The organism is Pseudomonas sp. JL2, from assembly GCF_031570495.1.
Lineage (GTDB): Bacteria > Pseudomonadota > Gammaproteobacteria > Pseudomonadales > Pseudomonadaceae > Aquipseudomonas > Aquipseudomonas rhizophila.
On sequence record NZ_JAKUDH010000008.1, the window covers coordinates 88363 to 106462 of the forward strand.

Below are 18100 nucleotides of genomic sequence, written 5' to 3' on the forward strand. Positions count from 1 at the left end.
TATCGCGAGCAAGCTCGCTCCCACAGGTTTTGTGAACGACACAGAACCCCTGTGGGAGCGAGCTTGCTCGCGATGCTTTTGACTTAGCCCTGGACCGGAACGCCCTTGAGGTACGGCGCAGGTTCCGCCCCCAGGTTGTTGAGCATGCGCTCGCTGTACCAGTCGACGAAGTTCACCACGCCGAACTCATAAGTCTTGGAGTACGGGCCTGGCTGGTAGGCGGTGGAGTTGATGCCGCGCTGGTTTTCTTCGGCCAGGCGACGGTCCTGGTCGTTGGTGGCGTCCCAGACCTGGCGCATGCGTGCCACGTCGTAGTCCACGCCTTCGACCGCGTCCTTGTGTACGATCCACTTGGTGGTGACCATGGTCTCCTGGGCGCTGATCGGCCACACGGTGAACACGATGATGTGGTCGCCCATGCAGTGGTTCCACGAGTGGGGCAGGTGCAGGATACGCATCGAGCCCAGGTCCGGGTTCTTGATGCGGCCCATCAGTTTGGCGCAGCCCTGCTTGCCGTCCATGGTCATCGACACGGTGCCCTTGAGCAGCGGCATGCGCACGATACGGTTGCGCAGGCCGAAACTGGCGTGGGCGTAAGGGATTTTCTCGGCGTCCCAGGCTGCGGCGGAGGCCGCTACATGGTCCTTGAATGCCTGGTCGGCCCGTGGGTCGGTGACGTCGTCCCATTCCAGCAGGGTCTTGAGCAGTTCCGGGTGCGCGCCGCCGCAGTGGTAGCACTCGCGGTTGTTTTCCAGCACCAGCTTCCAGTTGGCCTTTTCCATCAAGGTGGTTTGCACCGCCACCTTGGTGTTTTCCATGTCATAGGGTTCCATGTAATGGGTCAAGGTCGCCAGGAAGTCGTCGATGGCCGGTGGGTTCTCCGCCAGGCTGATGAAGATGTAGCCACCGGCGGTCTTCACGTTCACTGGCTTCAAGCCGTACTGGTTCATGTCGAAATCGGCGCCCATTTCGGTGCCGGCGAACAATAGGCGACCGTCCAGCTCGTAGGTCCACTGGTGGTAATGGCAGACCAGCTTGGCGACCTTGCCCTTTTCGCTGGTGCACAGCCGCGAGCCACGGTGCCGGCAGACGTTGTGGAACGCATGCACCACGCCGTCGGCGCCGCGAATCACGATGATCGGGTTCTTGCCAACCTGCAGGGTCAGGTAGTTGCCCTTTGTCGGAATTTCGCAGGTCATGCCGGCGATCAACCATTCCTTCTGGAAGATTTCCTGCATGTCGATATCAAACAGGCGCTCATCGGAGTAGAACGGCTGCGGCAGCGAGAAAGTGCGCTCGCGTTCCTGCAGCATTTGCGCGGTGGCCTTGCGTGCGGGTTCCAGCGGATCGCCCAGGCTCAGGGTTGCGGTGACGTCCATCGTTTTATCCTCATGGCCCTCTACGTGGCCGGCGAAAGTGGCTAATCAAATGTGCTACGCAAGGCAGAAAATATTATTTATCTGTTGGGGCGAGTGTGGGGCCGCGCAGGGGGCGAACCTTATCCATGGGCGACATGGCCCAATCTGTTCCCGACGCGCAAGGTCCGGTCGTTGGGGGCTGGTCGCGGTAAGCATGTGAATGTCGCAGATAGGTAAATGGGCGATTCGCGCTATACGCAGAATCGCCTCATAAGAGGCCGACAGTCGGCCGTGGAGATCAGCATGTCCAACAGCTTCCTGAACCCGGTAACCACCCAGACCTGGGCCAATGGTCGTCACATTGTCCGTTGTGTCAAAGTCATCCAGGAAACCTGGGATGTGCGCACCTTTTGTTTCATGGCTGATCAGCCGATTCTGTTCTTTTTCAAGCCGGGGCAATTCGTCACCCTGGAGCTGGAAATCGAAGGTCAGCCGATCATGCGCTCCTACACCATCTCCAGCTCGCCGTCGGTGCCCTACAGTTTTTCGGTGACCATCAAGCGCGTACCGGGGGGCAAGGTTTCCAACTGGCTGCACGACACCCTGCACGAAGGCCAGGAGCTGGCGGTGCACGGGCCGGTCGGCCTGTTCAATGCCATCGACTTCTCGAACCCCAAGGTGCTTTACCTCAGTGGCGGTGTCGGCATCACGCCGGTGATGTCCATGGCGCGCTGGTACTACGACACCAATGCCAACGTCGACATGGTGTTTATCCACAGCGCCCGCTCGCCCAAGGACATCATCTATCACCGCGAGCTGGAACACATGGCGTCGCGGATCGATAACTTCAACCTGCACCTGATCTGCGAAAAACATGGGCTGGGCGAGCCTTGGGCCGGGTATCGCGGCTATCTGAACCACAAGATGCTGGAGCTGATGGCGCCGGACTTCCTTGAGCGCGAAGTGTTTTGCTGTGGCCCGACGCCCTACATGAACGCGGTCAAGCGCCTGCTGGAAGCCGCTGGCTTCGACATGACGCGTTACCACGAGGAGTCCTTCGGCGCCACGCCACCGGAAGCCCGCGCCGACGCGGTGGAACAGGCCGAACAGGCTGCCGACGCCCCGGAAGTCGATGTGGCGGACCTACATCTGGTGGAGTTCACCGCCTCTGGCAAGAGTATTCGCGTGGGGCCGGGAGAAACCGTCCACGCCGCCGCCGCCAAGCTCGGCATGATGATTCCCAAGGCCTGCGGTATGGGCATCTGCGGCACCTGCAAGGTTTTGAAACTGGGCGGGGAAGTGGAGATGGACCACAACGGCGGTATCACCGAAGACGACGAGGCCGAAGGTTACATCCTGTCGTGCTGCAGCGTGCCGAAGGGGGATGTGCGGATCGAGTTCTGACACATGCTCGGCGCAAGGGGAGCGCGGAGCGTCCCGGGCTGCATTCCCACGCAGAGCGTGAGGAACGATCGATTTCACAACCATCGCGACCTGATCGTTCCCACGCTCCTGCGTGGGAATGCAACCAGGGGCGCTCTGCGTCCCAGCTTCGTCGCAGTCTGCTGTCTATGGGCTAATACCACCGCTGAATCTCAATCAACCCTTCCATTCCCGCATAATTACGCGCACTGGAATAGCGCCAATGTTCCGGTAATTCCACATATCCACGTTTCACCGGGTTGAAATGGATGTAGTCCAGCTTCTGGCGCATTACCGTTTCGCTATAAATCTGCTCCGCGTGTGAGCCTTCTTGCCAGAGCTGATAAACCCTGTCCTGCTTATGGGCTCGTTTGCTGAACCGCAGGCGTTGCAAAGCCCGCTCAGCGCCTTTGCTTTGCAGGTCGTCGATAATCTGGCGTGCCGTAAAGGATTTGAACTGACGCAGACACTTGCTCAGGTTCGGAGCCTGGGCAACGAAATGCAGATGGTTTTCCAGAACGACATAGCCGAACAGTTGCAAATTCTGATGGGTTTGCTGATAGCGCCAGCACCCGAGCAAGTGATCGACGAGGTAGGGGCGAATGAACAGCGGCAGCCATTCCATCAATGTGCAGGTGAGAAAGTGGGGCTTGTCGGGTTCGGTGATGACGTAGCGGCTCCGGCCCATGGGATGCATTCCTTTGCTGCGGGGAATGACCATGTTGCAGTCTTCGAGACGTTTGGCGATAGACGAAGAGGGCACGAGGCGGGTGGGAATAGTCCGCACACCCTCGATGATCATTCCCACGCTCCTGCGTGGGAATGCAGCCAGGGACGCTCTGCGTCCCCAAGAGCCGAACGCGGAGCGTCCGTAGAGGCGTTCCCACGCAGAGCGTGGGAACGATCATCATGTCAGTTGTTGCCTCAGGCGCTCATCACTTCCCGAATATCCACCGCCAATTCCCGCACCCGCGCTTCTTCGGTGTCCCACGAGCACATGAACCGCGCGCCGCCCTTGCCGATGAAGGTGTAGAAGCGCCAGCCCTTGGCGGTCAGCGCGGCGATGGCCGGTTCCGAGAGTTGCAGGAATACGCCGTTGGCCTGGACCGGGAACATCAGTTCCACGCCTGGGATGTCGCTCACTAGTTGCGCCAGCAGTTGGGCGCAGTGGTTGGCGTGCCGGGCGTGCTTGAGCCAGGCGTCGTTTTGCAGCAGGCCGACCCAGGGCGCCGAGAGAAAGCGCATCTTCGAGGCCAGTTGCCCGGCCTGTTTGCAGCGATAGTCGAAGTCTTCTGCCAGGTCGTGGTTGAAGAACAGGATCGCTTCACCCACCGCCATGCCGTTTTTCGTCCCGCCAAAGCACAGTACATCCACCCCGGCTTTCCAGGTCAGGTCTGCCGGTGAGCAGCCGAGGAAGGCGCAGGCGTTGGAGAATCGTGCGCCGTCCATATGCAGGTTCAGCCCCAGCTCCTTGCAGGTGGCGCTGATGGCGCGGATTTCTTCCGGGGTATAGACGCTGCCGACTTCCGTGGCCTGGGTCAGGGTCACAACGCGAGGCTTGGGGTAGTGGATGTCTTGGCGCTTGAGGGCGATCTCGCGGATCGAGTCCGGGGTCAGCTTGCCATTTTCGGTGCGCGCCACCAGCAGCTTGGAACCATTGGAAAAGAACTCCGGCGCGCCGCATTCGTCAGTTTCGACGTGGGCGGTTTCCGAGCAGATCACGCTGTGGTAACTCTGGCACAGCGAGGACAGCGCCAGGGAGTTGGCCGCGGTGCCGTTGAACGCGAAGAATACTTCGCAGTCGGTTTCGAACAAGGCACGGAAATCATCCGCCGCGCGGTGGGTCCACTCGTCATCGCCGTAAGCCCGCTGATGACCCTGGTTGGCTTCTTCCATGGCCGCCCAGGCTTCGGGGCAAATGCCGGAATAGTTGTCGCTGGCGAATTGTTGACTCTTGTCGGTCATGGCCTTGCTCCTGAAATAGAGAGTCCTGGGTAAGAGATCCCTGACAGAATTCCCGGATGGAGAATTCCGTGGTCCGGCGTGCTTTGAGTCCGGCACGCGGTGGTCGATAGTGGTGCGCACTTTACCCAAGATTCGCGGGGGAACACACTGGATGTTTCTGTCAGAAACTCACAAAACCGCTAGGGCGGCTGTACCCATGAACCGACGCGACGGAGCCTTGGACCTGCTCAAGTGGTTGGCTCTGTTGGCGATGGTGCTCGATCATCTGCGATATGTCGGTTACTCCGCCGATTGGTTGTATGTGCCGGGACGTCTGGCGTTCCCCTGTTTCTGTCTGGCGATGGCGGCGAACCTAGCGCGCAACGGGGCCAGTGCGAGCTCATGGCGTTACCTGGGCTGGCTGTTGCTGTTCAGCTCAGTGAGCGAAATTCCTTATCGGTTGTTTGTTCCTGTGCCGGCTACCTTGAACGTGCTGCCGACCCTGACCCTCGGGTTGCTGGTGGCGCGTAGTTGGCAAACCCATACGCTGGAAGCGCGTTTGCTGGCGGCGGGGGCGTTGCTGCTGGCGGCGCTGTTTTCCTCGCGGCTGATGTTCGGTTTTTTCGGCGTCCTGCTGCCGCTGGCGATGTTGCTGGTATTTCGCCGGCCCTGGTATTTCGCGTTGTTGCCAGGCTTGGTGTGCCTGGCGGCCAACCAGTGGCGGGTGCTGTATGGCGCGGCCTGGCTGGGGGATGCGGTGGCGATCGGCGGGTTGGTGGCGTGTCTGTTTGCGCCATGGCTTGGGCTGGTGCTTTTGCGACACGCTGGTCGTTTTCATCCTCCGCCCATGCGGCGCTGGGCCTACGGTCTGTATCCCGCGCATTTCCTGCTGTTGCTCGCGGTTCGCCAGATCGCCGCATAGCCCTATGGGAGCAAGGCCTTTGGGATAACACAGTGCTATCCCACAGGCCTTGCTCCCCGACTCTTTGAACGCATGTCGTAAACGCACCTTTGCGTGGCGTCCATAGGCATTTGACCTGCCTGCGCCGGCCATACCATCGCTTCCAAAGGGCACGACCGAACGGTGGTCAGTGCCTCACCGAGACGAAAGGCGCACCGCCGCCGCTGGGAGAGACGCGATGTTCAGCAAGCAAGACCAGATCCAGGGTTACGACGATGCACTGCTGGCGGCGATGAATGCCGAGGAGCAACGCCAGGAAGATCACATCGAGCTGATCGCGTCAGAGAACTACACCAGCAAACGTGTGATGCAGGCCCAGGGCAGCGGCCTGACCAACAAATACGCCGAAGGTTATCCGGGCAAGCGTTACTACGGTGGCTGCGAGCACGTCGACAAAGTCGAGGCCCTGGCTATCGAGCGCGCCAAGCAGTTGTTCGGTGCCGATTACGCCAACGTCCAGCCGCACTCCGGTTCTTCGGCCAACAGCGCCGTGTACCTGGCCTTGCTACAGGCCGGCGATACCATCCTGGGCATGAGCCTGGCCCACGGCGGTCACCTGACCCACGGTGCCAAGGTGTCGTCTTCGGGCAAGCTCTACAACGCGGTTCAGTACGGCATCGACACCACCACCGGCCTGATCGACTACGACGAAGTCGAGCGCCTGGCGGTCGAGCACAAGCCGAAGATGATCGTCGCCGGCTTCTCGGCCTACTCCAAGACCCTGGATTTCCCACGTTTCCGCCAGATCGCCGACAAGGTCGGTGCCCTGCTGTTCGTCGACATGGCCCACGTTGCCGGTCTGGTCGCTGCCGGTCTTTATCCAAACCCGCTGCCTTACGCCGACGTGGTCACCACCACCACTCACAAGACCCTGCGCGGTCCGCGTGGCGGCCTGATCCTGGCCAAGGCCAACGAAGAGATCGAGAAGAAGCTCAACGCTGCGGTATTCCCCGGTGCCCAGGGCGGCCCGCTGATGCACGTCATCGCCGGCAAGGCGGTGTGCTTCAAGGAAGCGGCGGAGCCAGGTTTCAAGGCCTACCAGCAGCAAGTGATCGATAACGCCCAGGCCATGGCTGGCGTGTTCATCAAGCGCGGCTACGATGTAGTGTCCGGCGGTACCGATAACCACCTGTTCCTGGTCAGCCTGATTCGTCAGGGCCTGACCGGCAAGGACGCCGACGCCGCCCTGGGCCGCGCGCACATCACCGTCAACAAGAATGCCGTGCCGAACGACCCGCAATCGCCGTTCGTGACCTCGGGCCTGCGCATCGGCACCCCGGCGGTGACCACGCGCGGCTTCAAGGTCACCCAGTGCGTGACGCTGGCCGGCTGGATCTGCGACATCCTCGACAACCTCGGCGATGCCGATGTCGAGGCCAATGTTGCCCAGCAAGTGGCGGCCCTGTGCGCGGACTTCCCGGTTTATCGCTGAGTCGGTTTTGGAGTAATGACTATGCAACGCTATTCGGGCTTCGGCCTCTTCAAACACTCTCTCAGCCATCATGAAAACTGGCAGCGGATGTGGCGCACGCCGACCCCGAAAAAGGTCTACGACGTGGTCATTGTCGGCGGTGGCGGGCATGGTCTGGCGACCGCCTACTACCTGGCCAAGGAACACGGCATCACCAACGTGGCCGTGGTCGAGAAGGGCTGGCTGGGCGGCGGTAACACCGCGCGCAACACCACCATCGTGCGCTCCAACTACCTGTGGGACGAATCGGCCCACCTGTACGAACATGCGATGAAACTCTGGGAAGGCCTGTCCCAGGACCTGAACTACAACGTGATGTTCTCCCAGCGTGGCGTCTACAACCTGTGCCATACCCTGCAGGACATTCGTGATTCCGAGCGTCGCGTCAGTGCCAACCGCCTCAACGGCGTGGACGGCGAGCTGCTCAACGCCAAACAAGTGGCCGACGAGATTCCGTACCTGGACTGCTCGAAAAACACCCGCTACCCGGTGATGGGCGCCACCGTCCAGCGTCGCGGCGGCGTGGCCCGTCACGATGCCGTGGCCTGGGGCTTTGCCCGGGCGGCGGACGCGTTGGGCGTGGACCTGATCCAGCAGACCGAAGTGATCGGTTTCCGCAAGGAAAACGGCGTGTGCATCGGTGTGGAAACCAACAAGGGCTTCATCGGCGCCAAGCGCGTCGGTGTGGTCACCGCCGGTAACTCCGGACACATGGCCAAGCTCGCGGGCTTCCGCCTGCCGATCGAATCCCACCCGCTGCAAGCGCTGGTGTCCGAGCCGATCAAGCCGATTATCGACAGCGTGATCATGTCCAACGCGGTGCACGGCTACATCAGCCAGTCCGACAAGGGCGACCTGGTGATCGGTGCCGGTATCGACGGCTACAACGGCTACGGCCAGCGTGGCTCGTACCCGGTGATCGAACACACGGTCCAGGCCATCGTCGAGATGTTCCCGGTGTTGTCCCGCGTACGCATGAACCGCCAATGGGGCGGCATTGTTGACACCACGCCGGACGCCTGCCCGATCATTTCCAAGACCCCGGTGCCGAACATGTTCTTCAACTGCGGTTGGGGCACTGGCGGCTTCAAGGCCACCCCGGGCTCGGGCAACGTCTTCGCTGCAAGCCTGGCCAAGGGTGAAATGCACCCGCTGGCCGCGCCGTTTTCCATCGACCGTTTCCACAACGGTGCACTGATCGACGAACACGGCGCTGCTGCCGTCGCCCACTAACAGGAGAAATCCCTATGTTGCACATCTTCTGTCCTCACTGCGGCGAACTGCGCTCCGAAGAGGAATTCCATGCATCCGGCCAGGCGCACATCCCGCGTCCGCTGGATCCGAATGCCTGCACCGACGAGCAGTGGGGCGACTACATGTTCTTTCGTGACAACCCGCGCGGGTTGCACCATGAGCTGTGGGACCACGTCGCCGGCTGCCGCCAGTATTTCAACGTGACCCGTGACACCGTGACCTACGAGATTCTGGAAACCTACAAGATCGGCCAAAAGCCGCAATTCACCGACAAGGCTGACAGTCCGAAAGCGGCCGCGCAGGCTCTGGGAGAGAAGGTATGAGCCAGATCAATCGCCTGTCCAACGGCGGACGGATCGACCGCAACAAAGTGCTGAGCTTCACCTTCAACGGTCAGACCTATAAAGGCTTCGAGGGCGATTCCCTGGCCGCTGCACTGCTGGCCAACGGCGTCGACATCATCGGCCGCAGCTTCAAGTATTCCCGTCCGCGTGGCATCTTTGCCGCCGGCGCCGAAGAGCCGAACGCGGTACTGCAGATCGGCGCCACCGAAGCCACGCAGATCCCTAACGTGCGCGCCACGCAACAGGCGCTGTATCAAGGGTTGGTCGCCACCAGTACCAACGGCTGGCCGAACGTGAACAACGACATGATGGGTATTCTCGGCAAGGTCGGCGGCAAGCTGATGCCGCCGGGCTTCTACTACAAAACCTTCATGTACCCGCAATCGTTCTGGATGACTTACGAAAAGTACATCCGCAAGGCCGCGGGCCTGGGTCGCTCGCCGACCGAGAACGACCCGGACACCTACGACTACATGAACCGTCATTGCGACGTGCTGGTTGTCGGCGCCGGCCCTGCTGGCCTGGCTGCCGCATTGGCCGCGGCCCGCAGCGGTGCACGGGTGATCCTGGCCGACGAGCAGGAAGAGTTCGGCGGTAGCCTGCTCGATTCCCGCGAGAGCCTGGATGGCAAACCAGCGACCGAATGGGTGGCTGCTGTTGTGGCTGAGCTCAAGTCGATGCCAGATGTGGTGCTGTTGCCGCGCGCCACGGTGAACGGTTACCACGACCATAACTTCCTGACCATCCACGAGCGCCTCACCGACCACCTGGGTGATCGCGCGCCAATCGGCCAGGTCCGCCAGCGCATCAACCGGGTCCGCGCCAAGCGCGTGGTGCTGGCGACTGGTGCCTGCGAACGGCCGCTGGTCTACGGCAACAACGACGTACCGGGCAACATGCTGGCCGGCGCGGTCTCCACCTACGTGCGCCGCTATGGCGTGGCACCGGGCAAGAAACTGGTACTGAGCACCAACAACGACCACGCCTATCGCGTGGCGCTGGACTGGCTCGACGCCAGCCTGCAAGTGGTGGCCATCGCCGACGCCCGCAGCAACCCGCGTGGTGCGCTGGTGGAAGAGGCGCGTGCCAAAGGCATCCGCATCCTCACCGGCAGCGCCGTGATCGAGGCTCGTGGCAGCAAGCGCGTCACCGGGGCCCGCATCGCCGCCATCGACGTCAAGGCGCACAAGGTCACCAGTCCCGGCGAATGGCTGGACTGCGACCTGGTGGCCAGCTCCGGCGGCTACAGCCCAGTGGTTCACCTGGCTTCGCACCTGGGCGGCAAGCCGATCTGGCGCGAAGACATCCTTGGTTTCGTACCGGGCGAAGCACCGCAGAAGCGCGTGTGCGTCGGCGGCGTGAATGGCGTCTACAGCCTGGGTGACACCTTGGCCGATGGTTTCGAAGGTGGCGTGCGCGCGGCCAACGAAGCCGGTTTCAAAGCGGTGGAGGGTGTGTTGCCCAAAGCCCTGAGCCGCCAGGAAGAACCGACCCTGGCGTTGTTCCAGGTGCCGCATGAAAAATCCACTGCACGGGCGCCGAAGCAATTCGTCGACCTGCAGAACGACGTCACTGCCGCCGCCATCGAACTCGCCACCCGCGAAGGCTTCGAGTCGGTCGAACACGTCAAGCGCTACACCGCACTGGGCTTTGGTACTGACCAGGGCAAGCTGGGCAACGTCAACGGCCTGGCCATCGCGGCTCGCTCGCTGAACGTGAGCATCCCGCAGATGGGCACCACCATGTTCCGCCCGAACTACACGCCGGTGACCTTCGGCGCGATAGCCGGGCGGCACTGCGGGCACATCTTCGAACCGGTACGCTTCACCGCGCTGCATGCCTGGCATGTGAAAAACGGTGCTGAATTCGAAGACGTCGGCCAGTGGAAGCGCCCTTGGTACTTCCCGAAGAACGGCGAAGACATGCACGCTGCGGTCAAGCGCGAATGCAAAGCCGTGCGCGATAGCGTCGGCCTGCTGGATGCCTCGACTCTGGGCAAGATCGATATCCAGGGCCCGGACGCCCGCGAGTTCCTTAACCGCGTGTACACCAACGCCTGGACCAAGCTCGACGTGGGCAAGGCCCGCTACGGTTTGATGTGCAAGGAAGACGGCATGGTCTTCGACGATGGCGTGACGGCCTGTCTGGCGGACAACCATTTCGTGATGACCACCACCACTGGCGGCGCGGCGCGCGTGCTGCAATGGCTGGAGATCTATCACCAGACCGAATGGCCGGACCTGAAGGTGTACTTCACTTCGGTTACCGACCACTGGGCGACCATGACCCTGTCGGGCCCCAACAGCCGCAAGCTGCTGAGCGAAGTCACCGACATCGACCTGGACAAGGACGCTTTCCCGTTCATGACCTGGAAAGAAGGCCTGGTGGGTGGTGTACCGGCGCGGGTGTTCCGTATCTCGTTCACCGGCGAACTGTCGTACGAAGTCAACGTGCAGGCCGACTACGCCATGGGCGTGCTCGAGCAGATCGTCGAGGCCGGGAAGAAATACAACCTGACCCCGTATGGCACCGAGACCATGCACGTATTGCGGGCCGAGAAGGGCTTTATCATTGTCGGTCAGGACACTGACAGCTCGATGACCCCGGACGACCTGAACATGGGCTGGTGCGTAGGCCGGACCAAACCGTTCTCGTGGATCGGCTGGCGTGGCATGAATCGCGAAGACTGTGTGCGTGAGGACCGCAAGCAACTGGTGGGCCTCAAGCCGATCGACCCGAATGTCTGGCTGCCGGAAGGTGCGCAACTGGTGTTCAACACCAAGCAGGCGATCCCGATGACCATGGTCGGTCATGTGACGTCCAGCTACGCCCACAACTCCCTGGGTTACTCATTTGCCATGGGCGTGGTCAAGGGCGGCCTCAAGCGGATGGGCGAACGCGTGTTCGCGCCATTGGCCGACGGCAGCGTGATCGAGGCAGAGATTGTTTCTTCGGTGTTCTTCGATCCGAAGGGGGATCGGCAGAATATCTAATGACCTTCAGGTCTGTGGTGAGCAGCTGCTACGCGTTGTCCGCATCGCGAGCAGGCTCGCTCCCACAGGAGATCGCATGACCCTTGTGGGAGCGAGCCTGCTCGCGATGGCGGTAGAACAGCCACCACAAGGGCCTGAATCAGAATTCAAGACAGGTGCTCCATATGACCGCAGTCAACGTGTACCAACAACGCCCAACCACCGGGGCCAAGGCCGAGTCGTCGCTGCACCATGCCGACCTCGCCAGCCTGGTGGGCAAGGGTCGCAAGAACGCCGGCGTGACCGTGCGCGAGAAGAAACTCCTGGGCCACTTGACCATCCGTGGCGATGGTCATGACCCTGCGTTCGCTGCTGGCGTGCACAAGGCCCTGGGCCTGGAGCTGCCGGGCGCGCTGACCGTCATCGTCAAGGGCGAAACCAGCCTGCAATGGCTCGGCCCGGACGAGTGGCTGCTGGTGGTGCCCAGTGGCGAAGAATTTGCCGCCGAGAAAAACCTGCGCGAAGCCCTGGGCGATCTGCATATCCAGATCGTCAACGTCAGTGGCGGCCAGCAGATCCTCGAACTGTCAGGCCCGAATGTGCGCGACGTGCTGATGAAATCCACCAGCTATGACGTACACCCAAGCAATTTCCCGGTGGGCAAGGCCGTGGGCACGGTGTTCGCCAAGTCGCAACTGGTGATCCGCCACACGGGCGAAGACACCTGGGAACTGGTGATTCGCCGCAGCTTCTCCGATTACTGGTGGCTGTGGTTGCAGGATGCCGCGGCTGAGTATGGGTTGAGCGTGCAGGCATAACCATGATCGTTCCCACGCTCTGCGTGGGAATGCATCCCGGGACGCTCTGCGTCCCAAAAGCGGACGCAGAGCGTCCATGGCGGCATTCCCACGCAGAGCATGGGAACGATCAGAGGAGTATCACGAATGAGCCGCGCCCCAGACACATGGATCTTGACTGCCGACTGCCCCAGCGTGCTCGGCACGGTGGACGCGGTGACCCGCTTTCTGTTCGAGCAGGGCTGCTACGTCACCGAGCACCATTCCTTCGACGATCGGCTTTCGGCGCGTTTCTTCATTCGTGTGGAATTTCGCCAGCCGGATGGCTTTGACGAGCAGAGCTTTCGCAGCGGCCTGGCCGAACGTGCGCAAGCCTTTGGCATGGTCTTCGAACTGACGCCACCCAACTACCGGCCCAAAGTGGTGATCATGGTCTCCAAGGCCGATCACTGCCTCAACGACCTGCTCTACCGTCAGCGCATCGGCCAGTTGTCCATGGACGTCGTGGCCGTGGTGTCCAACCACCCGGACCTCAAGCCGCTGGCCGACTGGCACCAGATTCCGTACTACCATTTCCCCCTGGACCCGAACGACAAACCGTCCCAGGAGCGGCAGGTGTGGCAGGTGATCGAAGACACCGGCGCCGAGCTGGTGATTCTCGCCCGCTACATGCAAGTGCTGTCGCCGGAGCTGTGTCGCAAGCTCGACGGCAAGGCGATCAACATCCATCACTCGCTGCTGCCGGGCTTCAAGGGCGCCAAGCCGTATCACCAGGCCTACAACAAAGGCGTGAAACTGGTCGGCGCCACGGCGCACTACATCAACAACGACCTGGACGAAGGCCCGATCATCGCTCAGGGCGTGGAAGTGGTGGACCACAGCCACTATCCCGAAGACCTGATCGCCAAGGGCCGGGACATCGAAGGGCTGACCCTGGCCCGGGCCGTGGGGTATCACATCGAGCGAAGGGTGTTTCTCAACGCCAACAGAACTGTCGTTCTTTAGATTTTTGGGGCCGCTTCGCAGCCCATTCGCGAGCAAGCTCGCTCCCACAGGATCTGCGTCGTTATACAGATTCTGATGACACCCACAATCCACTGTGGGAGCGAGCTTGCTCGCGATGAGGCCCTTACAGACAACAAAGAAACAAGACACAAGCACTACCCGAGCAATCAACGCGCTGCCTGCCTGGGCAACGCAGTTTCATAAAAACAACAGCGAGGTGAAAGCATGTCTGGCAATCGTGGTGTCGTGTATCTCGGCAACGGCAAGGTCGAAGTACAGAAAATCGACTATCCAAAAATGCAGGACCCGCGTGGCAGGAAGATCGAGCACGGCGTCATCCTGCGCGTGGTATCCACCAACATCTGCGGCTCCGACCAGCACATGGTGCGCGGCCGCACCACCGCTCAGACCGGCCTGGTCCTGGGCCACGAAATCACCGGTGAAGTGATCGAAAAGGGCAACGACGTCGAAAACCTGAAGATTGGCGATCTGGTGTCTGTTCCGTTCAACGTGGCTTGCGGGCGCTGCCGTTCCTGCAAAGAACAACACACCGGCGTCTGCCTGACCGTCAACCCGGCCCGTGCCGGCGGTGCCTACGGTTATGTGGACATGGGTGACTGGACCGGCGGTCAGGCCGAATACGTGCTGGTGCCGTACGCGGATTTCAACCTGTTGAAGCTGCCGGACCGCGACAAGGCCATGGAGAAAATCCGCGACCTGACCTGCCTGTCCGACATCCTGCCGACCGGTTACCACGGCGCCGTCACCGCCGGCGTTGGTCCTGGCAGCTCCGTCTACATCGCGGGTGCCGGTCCGGTTGGCCTGGCGGCTGCCGCTTCCGCCCGCCTGCTGGGTGCCGCTGTGGTCATTATCGGTGACGTCAACCCGATCCGCCTGGCCCACGCCAAGGCCCAGGGTTTTGAAATCGCCGACCTGTCCAAAGACACCCCGCTGCACGAACAGATCGCCGCGCTGCTGGGCGAACCGGAAGTCGACTGCGCCGTTGACGCGGTGGGCTTCGAAGCCCGTGGTCACGGCCATGAAGGCGTCAAGCACGAAGCTCCGGCCACCGTGCTCAACTCGTTGATGGGTGTGGTTCGCGTAGCCGGCAAGATCGGCATCCCCGGCCTCTACGTCACCGAAGACCCGGGCGCGGTCGATGCCGCGGCAAAAATGGGTAGCCTGAGCATCCGTTTCGGTCTGGGCTGGGCCAAGTCCCACAGCTTCCACACCGGCCAGACCCCGGTGATGAAGTACAACCGCCAACTGATGCAAGCCATCATGTGGGATCGCATCAACATCGCAGAAATCGTCGGCGTACAGGTCATCAGCCTGGACGACGCGCCTAAAGGCTACGGCGAGTTCGATGCAGGCGTACCGAAGAAGTTTGTGATCGATCCGCACAAGATGTTCAGTGCGGCCTAAGCGGTAGGCAAGACGGACAAAGGGCGACAGCGATGTCGCCCTTTTTATTCGGCACAGCGCAAGCAGCAGCTTGTAGTACTGAAGCGACTGGGCTTACTCGTCGTCGCTGATGACCTGAAGATTGATCGCGTAATATTGCCCATCGTCGCCCAACATCAACTCGTACGCCACTTTCTGTCCGGGTTTTATGACCGGCCCGCCTTCTTCGACTGGAGGGACCCTGAAGAAGATGTTTTGCCCATTTGCATGGGACGGCGTTAATCCAATGCCGCCTTCAGCGGAGTCATGACGCTTTACAGGCTGCTTTTCCATGGCAAAACTCCTATCAAAAGAGTTTGGGCCTGCGGTCCGGAGTGCGAGCTGTCGAAACATACCCGCACCGCGACCAACTTATGCAGGTTGAACGTTGTCGGCTTGCATGCCTTTTTGCCCTTTGGCAGCCTCATAGGTCACTTTTTGTCCTTCTTTCAAGGTCTTGAAACCGTCGCCTTTTATAGCTTTGAAATGGACGAAGAGATCATCACCGCCGTCATCCGGTGTGATAAAACCATAGCCCTTTTCATCGTTGAACCACTTTACTGTTCCGTTACTCATGTTCTTCTCGCCTGGATGAAGGGTTTGGTGCGGGTAAGCGATGGGGGTCGCTTGTATCTCGTTGATGCGTGATTGAGCTTAACTCAGTGAAAAGGGTTGCCTACTGTCAGAGTTGACAGTAGGCGAGGGCTTTATGGAATAACTGCTCGTCTTGTTATGTCCAGCAGAGCAGCGCCTGGCGGTTCGCCGACATGGGGTCGTTCCCTGAATAGGCTGGTATTTATTCCGGCGTCACTCTGGTGGCCTGCATGCCCTTGCTATATTCAGATGAATTATGACTTAACAATCAAAAGCTAAGGTTGAAGTAGTCGGCGGTTATCAGCTTGCAGGCCTTAGTGTCCAAGCTCTCGCAGCGATTGTCTTCCCATGGCGAAAATCCCGGTTCCACAACCTGGAGATACTCCAGCGTCAAGTTTATTTCGCCGTATTTGCACGTGATGGTCATCCTTGTGGGCGTCTGCTCGGCGTCGTCGGGCTCATCAATAGCGTATTCGGCACCGTTGAATTGCAGCAGAGCCGGATCGACCACGTCCACCAGGCTTTGGCTCTGCCACTCGCGATCATCCTGTACTTCGACTGAATAGATATCTTCCACGGATTCAATTTTTCTGTGGATGTCAGTGACGGCGGGACAGGTTATTTCATTGGCCTGGACATGGCCGACAAACAGCATCAGTAATCCCGCCCCTTTCGCCAGTGTGTTTTGCATGTGTCGGGTTCCCAGGTTTGGTTGGTTGCTATGGTTTGCGGCTTTTTTCCGGCGGGCTACTGTCAGTGTTGACAGTTGTTCATACCCATTTTGAATAACAAACATGTACCTATTGAGTCTTGGCAATAACACTTCAACTGTTTTTGTTTATATAAGCGGTCGCCTGCGTCTGACGCGGGGCACTGGGACAATGAATGGCGTGCCGGGCATACGGCGTGTGTGGGGGAACAATCCTCGCCCGCCCCAGTCAAACGCACGATTTTGCGCCGCCCCTTTAGTGGGCGGCTTTTTCATGGCTCAAGAGGATGTCCCGGATGAAGGTTTCACGAGGTTTTGCACTGTCTTGCCTGCTCGCGCTGGCAAGCAGCCCGGCCTTCGCGCAGTTCAGCCTCAGTGATGCGGCCAATGCGGTGGCGGCGATGCCGGGCGATCAGCCGGGGGAGGGCGCGGTGGCAGCTGCGCCGCAAGCCGCCGGGTTGCTCAATACCCTGGGCTCGGAGCTCAAGATCACCCCGGAACAGGCCATCGGCGGTGCTGGTGCGATGCTGGGGTTGGCGAAGAACCGACTCAGTGAGCCGCAGTTTTCCGAATTGAGCAAAAGCGTGCCGGGCCTCGATCAGATCGCTGGCAACAACGCTATCGGTGGGCTGAATGGCTTGGGTGGCCTGGGCGGCTTGCTCGGTGGCGGGTCGGACAAGAACGCCTTGCTCGACGGCCTGCTGGGTAACGTCAAGGACACCCACGACCTGAACAATGCCTTCAGCGCGCTGGGCATGGACAGCGGCATGATCGGCCAGTTTGCCCCGGTGATCCTTGAATACCTCGGCCAGCAGGGCGTGGCCAGTTCGCTGCTGCAGAACCTGGGTGGCATCTGGGGAGCCGGCGCGGGTATCTGATCAGCCGCGCTCGCTGCGCAAGGCGGCGATGCGCTGATCTTTTTCGATCCAGAGCTGGTTCACCCAGTTCTGGACATGCTGGCGAAACACCGGATCGTTTTCGTAATCGCCCTGCCACAGCGCCGGGTCCAGCTCGCGGGTCTGGATGTCGATAATGACCTTCGGCACCGCACCGCTGATCAAATCCCAGAACCCCGGCGTCCGTTCCTGGGGGTACACCACCGTCACGTCCAGCACCGCGTCCAGTTGCTCGCCCAGCGCTGCCAGCACGAATGCCACGCCACCGGCCTTGGGTTTGAGCAGGTGGGTGAAGGGAGACTGTTGCTGTTGGCTCTTGGCGGCGGTGAAGCGTGTGCCTTCGAGGTAATTCACCACGGTGACTCGTTGGCGCTTGAACAGCTCGCAGGCCTGACGGGTGATTTCCAGGTCTTTGCCTGCCAGCTCCGGATTTTTTGCCAGGAAGGCCTTGGTGTAGCGTTTCATGAACGGGTAATCCAGCGCCCACCAGGCCAGGCCCAGGAACGGTACCCAGATCAGCTCTTTCTTGAGGAAAAACTTGAAGAACGGCGTACGCCGGTTGAGGGCCTGGATCAGCGCGGGGATGTCGACCCAGGACTGGTGATTGCTGATGACCAGATAAGAGGTGTCGCGGCGCAAGTCGCCACCGCCGCGTATTTCCCAGCGGGTGGGGATGCACAGGGCAAAGATCAGTTTGTCGATTTCGGCCCAGGTTTCGGCGATCCACATCACTGCCCACGAGGCGCAGTCGCGAAGACGCCCGGGCAGGACCAGTTTGAGCAGCGCGAACACCATCAACGGCCCGAACAGCACCAGGGTGTTGAGTAACAGCAGCAGGGTGACAAAACAGCCGGTGAGCAGGCGGCGCATACATGACTCTTGCAAACAGGTGGGCGGGCCATGATAAGCAGCTTCGGGCGGCAGGCCAAA

Annotated in this window: 17 protein-coding genes; 10 read left to right on the plus strand and 7 right to left on the minus strand. The window is 60.8% G+C overall.

The genetic code is table 11. The features are described from left to right. Positions 1-83: 83 nt before the first annotated feature. Positions 84-1379: a glycine-betaine demethylase subunit GbcA gene (gene gbcA, locus MKS85_RS12985; RefSeq protein WP_188251823.1), complete on the minus strand. Its 1296-nt coding sequence runs from the start codon at positions 1377-1379 to the stop codon at positions 84-86. Between the two features lie 282 nt (positions 1380-1661). On the opposite strand from gbcA, the gene gbcB reads away from it, so the two are divergent. Beyond that, entirely contained in the window at positions 1662-2762 is a 1101-nt protein-coding gene (gbcB, locus tag MKS85_RS12990) for a glycine-betaine demethylase subunit GbcB (protein ID WP_047228148.1), read from the plus strand. A 172-nt stretch (positions 2763-2934) separates the two neighbouring features. On the opposite strand, the gene MKS85_RS12995 is transcribed toward gbcB, so the two are convergent. Then, positions 2935-3468: an REP-associated tyrosine transposase gene (locus MKS85_RS12995; protein ID WP_160894082.1), complete on the minus strand. Its 534-nt coding sequence runs from the start codon at positions 3466-3468 to the stop codon at positions 2935-2937. A 236-nt stretch (positions 3469-3704) separates the two neighbouring features. Continuing rightward, the gene (locus MKS85_RS13000) at positions 3705-4745 is read right to left on the minus strand and encodes a low specificity L-threonine aldolase (RefSeq protein WP_047228147.1); all 1041 of its coding nucleotides are present in this window, start codon (positions 4743-4745) and stop codon (positions 3705-3707) included. Between the two features lie 196 nt (positions 4746-4941). Between MKS85_RS13000 and MKS85_RS13005 the strand changes: the two genes are divergently transcribed. From MKS85_RS13005 to fdhA, 8 genes are all read left to right on the plus strand, one after another. Next, positions 4942-5646, plus strand: a complete 705-nt coding sequence (locus MKS85_RS13005) for a TraX family protein (protein ID WP_188251822.1) — start codon at positions 4942-4944, stop codon at positions 5644-5646. 217 nt (positions 5647-5863) lie between these two features. After that, a complete protein-coding gene (gene glyA, locus MKS85_RS13010) occupies positions 5864-7117 on the plus strand; it encodes a serine hydroxymethyltransferase (RefSeq protein WP_047228145.1) in 1254 nt (417 codons plus the stop codon). 21 nt (positions 7118-7138) lie between these two features. Beyond that, positions 7139-8389 (plus strand): sarcosine oxidase subunit beta, encoded by a 1251-nt coding sequence (locus MKS85_RS13015; RefSeq protein ID WP_003177603.1) that lies wholly within the window; start codon positions 7139-7141, stop codon positions 8387-8389. A gap of 14 nt (positions 8390-8403) precedes the next feature. Continuing rightward, positions 8404-8733 carry a sarcosine oxidase subunit delta gene (locus tag MKS85_RS13020; protein WP_003206305.1) on the plus strand — a complete coding sequence of 110 codons (330 nt, stop codon included), beginning with the start codon at positions 8404-8406 and terminating at the stop codon, positions 8731-8733. Then, positions 8730-11747 carry a sarcosine oxidase subunit alpha gene (locus MKS85_RS13025; RefSeq protein ID WP_047228144.1) on the plus strand — a complete coding sequence of 1006 codons (3018 nt, stop codon included), beginning with the start codon at positions 8730-8732 and terminating at the stop codon, positions 11745-11747. Before MKS85_RS13020 ends, MKS85_RS13025 begins: the two co-directional genes overlap by 4 nt. Before the next feature lie 164 nt (positions 11748-11911). Continuing rightward, positions 11912-12544 carry a sarcosine oxidase subunit gamma gene (locus MKS85_RS13030; protein WP_076383401.1) on the plus strand — a complete coding sequence of 211 codons (633 nt, stop codon included), beginning with the start codon at positions 11912-11914 and terminating at the stop codon, positions 12542-12544. A 126-nt stretch (positions 12545-12670) separates the two neighbouring features. Then, positions 12671-13528, plus strand: a complete 858-nt coding sequence (gene purU / locus MKS85_RS13035) for a formyltetrahydrofolate deformylase (protein ID WP_135847526.1) — start codon at positions 12671-12673, stop codon at positions 13526-13528. Positions 13529-13753: 225 nt separating this feature from the next. Continuing rightward, positions 13754-14953, plus strand: coding sequence for a formaldehyde dehydrogenase, glutathione-independent (gene fdhA, locus MKS85_RS13040; RefSeq protein ID WP_047228141.1), 1200 nt, complete (start codon positions 13754-13756; stop codon positions 14951-14953). Positions 14954-15046: 93 nt separating this feature from the next. Here fdhA and MKS85_RS13045 read toward each other — a convergent pair whose 3' ends face one another. The 3 genes from MKS85_RS13045 to MKS85_RS13055 form a co-directional block, all read right to left on the minus strand. Next, complete coding sequence (locus tag MKS85_RS13045; RefSeq protein ID WP_139048996.1) at positions 15047-15265, minus strand: hypothetical protein; 219 nt, start codon at positions 15263-15265, stop codon at positions 15047-15049. Between the two features lie 78 nt (positions 15266-15343). Beyond that, positions 15344-15547 (minus strand): cold-shock protein, encoded by a 204-nt coding sequence (locus tag MKS85_RS13050; protein WP_139048997.1) that lies wholly within the window; start codon positions 15545-15547, stop codon positions 15344-15346. 286 nt (positions 15548-15833) lie between these two features. Then, on the minus strand, positions 15834-16256 hold the full coding sequence (locus MKS85_RS13055) for a DUF3757 domain-containing protein (protein ID WP_188251821.1): 423 nt from the start codon (positions 16254-16256) through the stop codon (positions 15834-15836). A gap of 314 nt (positions 16257-16570) precedes the next feature. Between MKS85_RS13055 and MKS85_RS13060 the strand changes: the two genes are divergently transcribed. Further along, positions 16571-17152, plus strand: coding sequence for a DUF2780 domain-containing protein (locus MKS85_RS13060; protein WP_310662949.1), 582 nt, complete (start codon positions 16571-16573; stop codon positions 17150-17152). Here the strand turns inward: MKS85_RS13060 and MKS85_RS13065 are convergent, their stop codons facing one another. Next, a complete protein-coding gene (locus MKS85_RS13065) occupies positions 17153-18040 on the minus strand; it encodes an acyltransferase (RefSeq protein ID WP_139049000.1) in 888 nt (295 codons plus the stop codon). Between the last annotated feature and the right edge of the window lie 60 nt (positions 18041-18100).

Coding starts and splice junctions, on each gene's coding strand:
- purU (WP_135847526.1), top strand. CDS start 12,671: ATGAGCCGCGCCCCAGACACATGGATCTTGACTGCCGACTGCCCCAGC.
- MKS85_RS13050 (WP_139048997.1), bottom strand. CDS start 15,547: ATGAGTAACGGAACAGTAAAGTGGTTCAACGATGAAAAGGGCTATGGT.
- glyA (WP_047228145.1), top strand. CDS start 5,864: ATGTTCAGCAAGCAAGACCAGATCCAGGGTTACGACGATGCACTGCTG.
- MKS85_RS13015 (WP_003177603.1), top strand. CDS start 7,139: ATGCAACGCTATTCGGGCTTCGGCCTCTTCAAACACTCTCTCAGCCAT.
- MKS85_RS13000 (WP_047228147.1), bottom strand. CDS start 4,745: ATGACCGACAAGAGTCAACAATTCGCCAGCGACAACTATTCCGGCATT.
- MKS85_RS13045 (WP_139048996.1), bottom strand. CDS start 15,265: ATGGAAAAGCAGCCTGTAAAGCGTCATGACTCCGCTGAAGGCGGCATT.
- gbcB (WP_047228148.1), top strand. CDS start 1,662: ATGTCCAACAGCTTCCTGAACCCGGTAACCACCCAGACCTGGGCCAAT.
- fdhA (WP_047228141.1), top strand. CDS start 13,754: ATGTCTGGCAATCGTGGTGTCGTGTATCTCGGCAACGGCAAGGTCGAA.
- gbcA (WP_188251823.1), bottom strand. CDS start 1,379: ATGGACGTCACCGCAACCCTGAGCCTGGGCGATCCGCTGGAACCCGCA.
- MKS85_RS12995 (WP_160894082.1), bottom strand. CDS start 3,468: ATGGGCCGGAGCCGCTACGTCATCACCGAACCCGACAAGCCCCACTTT.
- MKS85_RS13030 (WP_076383401.1), top strand. CDS start 11,912: ATGACCGCAGTCAACGTGTACCAACAACGCCCAACCACCGGGGCCAAG.
- MKS85_RS13065 (WP_139049000.1), bottom strand. CDS start 18,040: ATGCGCCGCCTGCTCACCGGCTGTTTTGTCACCCTGCTGCTGTTACTC.
- MKS85_RS13025 (WP_047228144.1), top strand. CDS start 8,730: ATGAGCCAGATCAATCGCCTGTCCAACGGCGGACGGATCGACCGCAAC.
- MKS85_RS13005 (WP_188251822.1), top strand. CDS start 4,942: ATGAACCGACGCGACGGAGCCTTGGACCTGCTCAAGTGGTTGGCTCTG.
- MKS85_RS13020 (WP_003206305.1), top strand. CDS start 8,404: ATGTTGCACATCTTCTGTCCTCACTGCGGCGAACTGCGCTCCGAAGAG.
- MKS85_RS13055 (WP_188251821.1), bottom strand. CDS start 16,256: ATGCAAAACACACTGGCGAAAGGGGCGGGATTACTGATGCTGTTTGTC.
- MKS85_RS13060 (WP_310662949.1), top strand. CDS start 16,571: ATGAAGGTTTCACGAGGTTTTGCACTGTCTTGCCTGCTCGCGCTGGCA.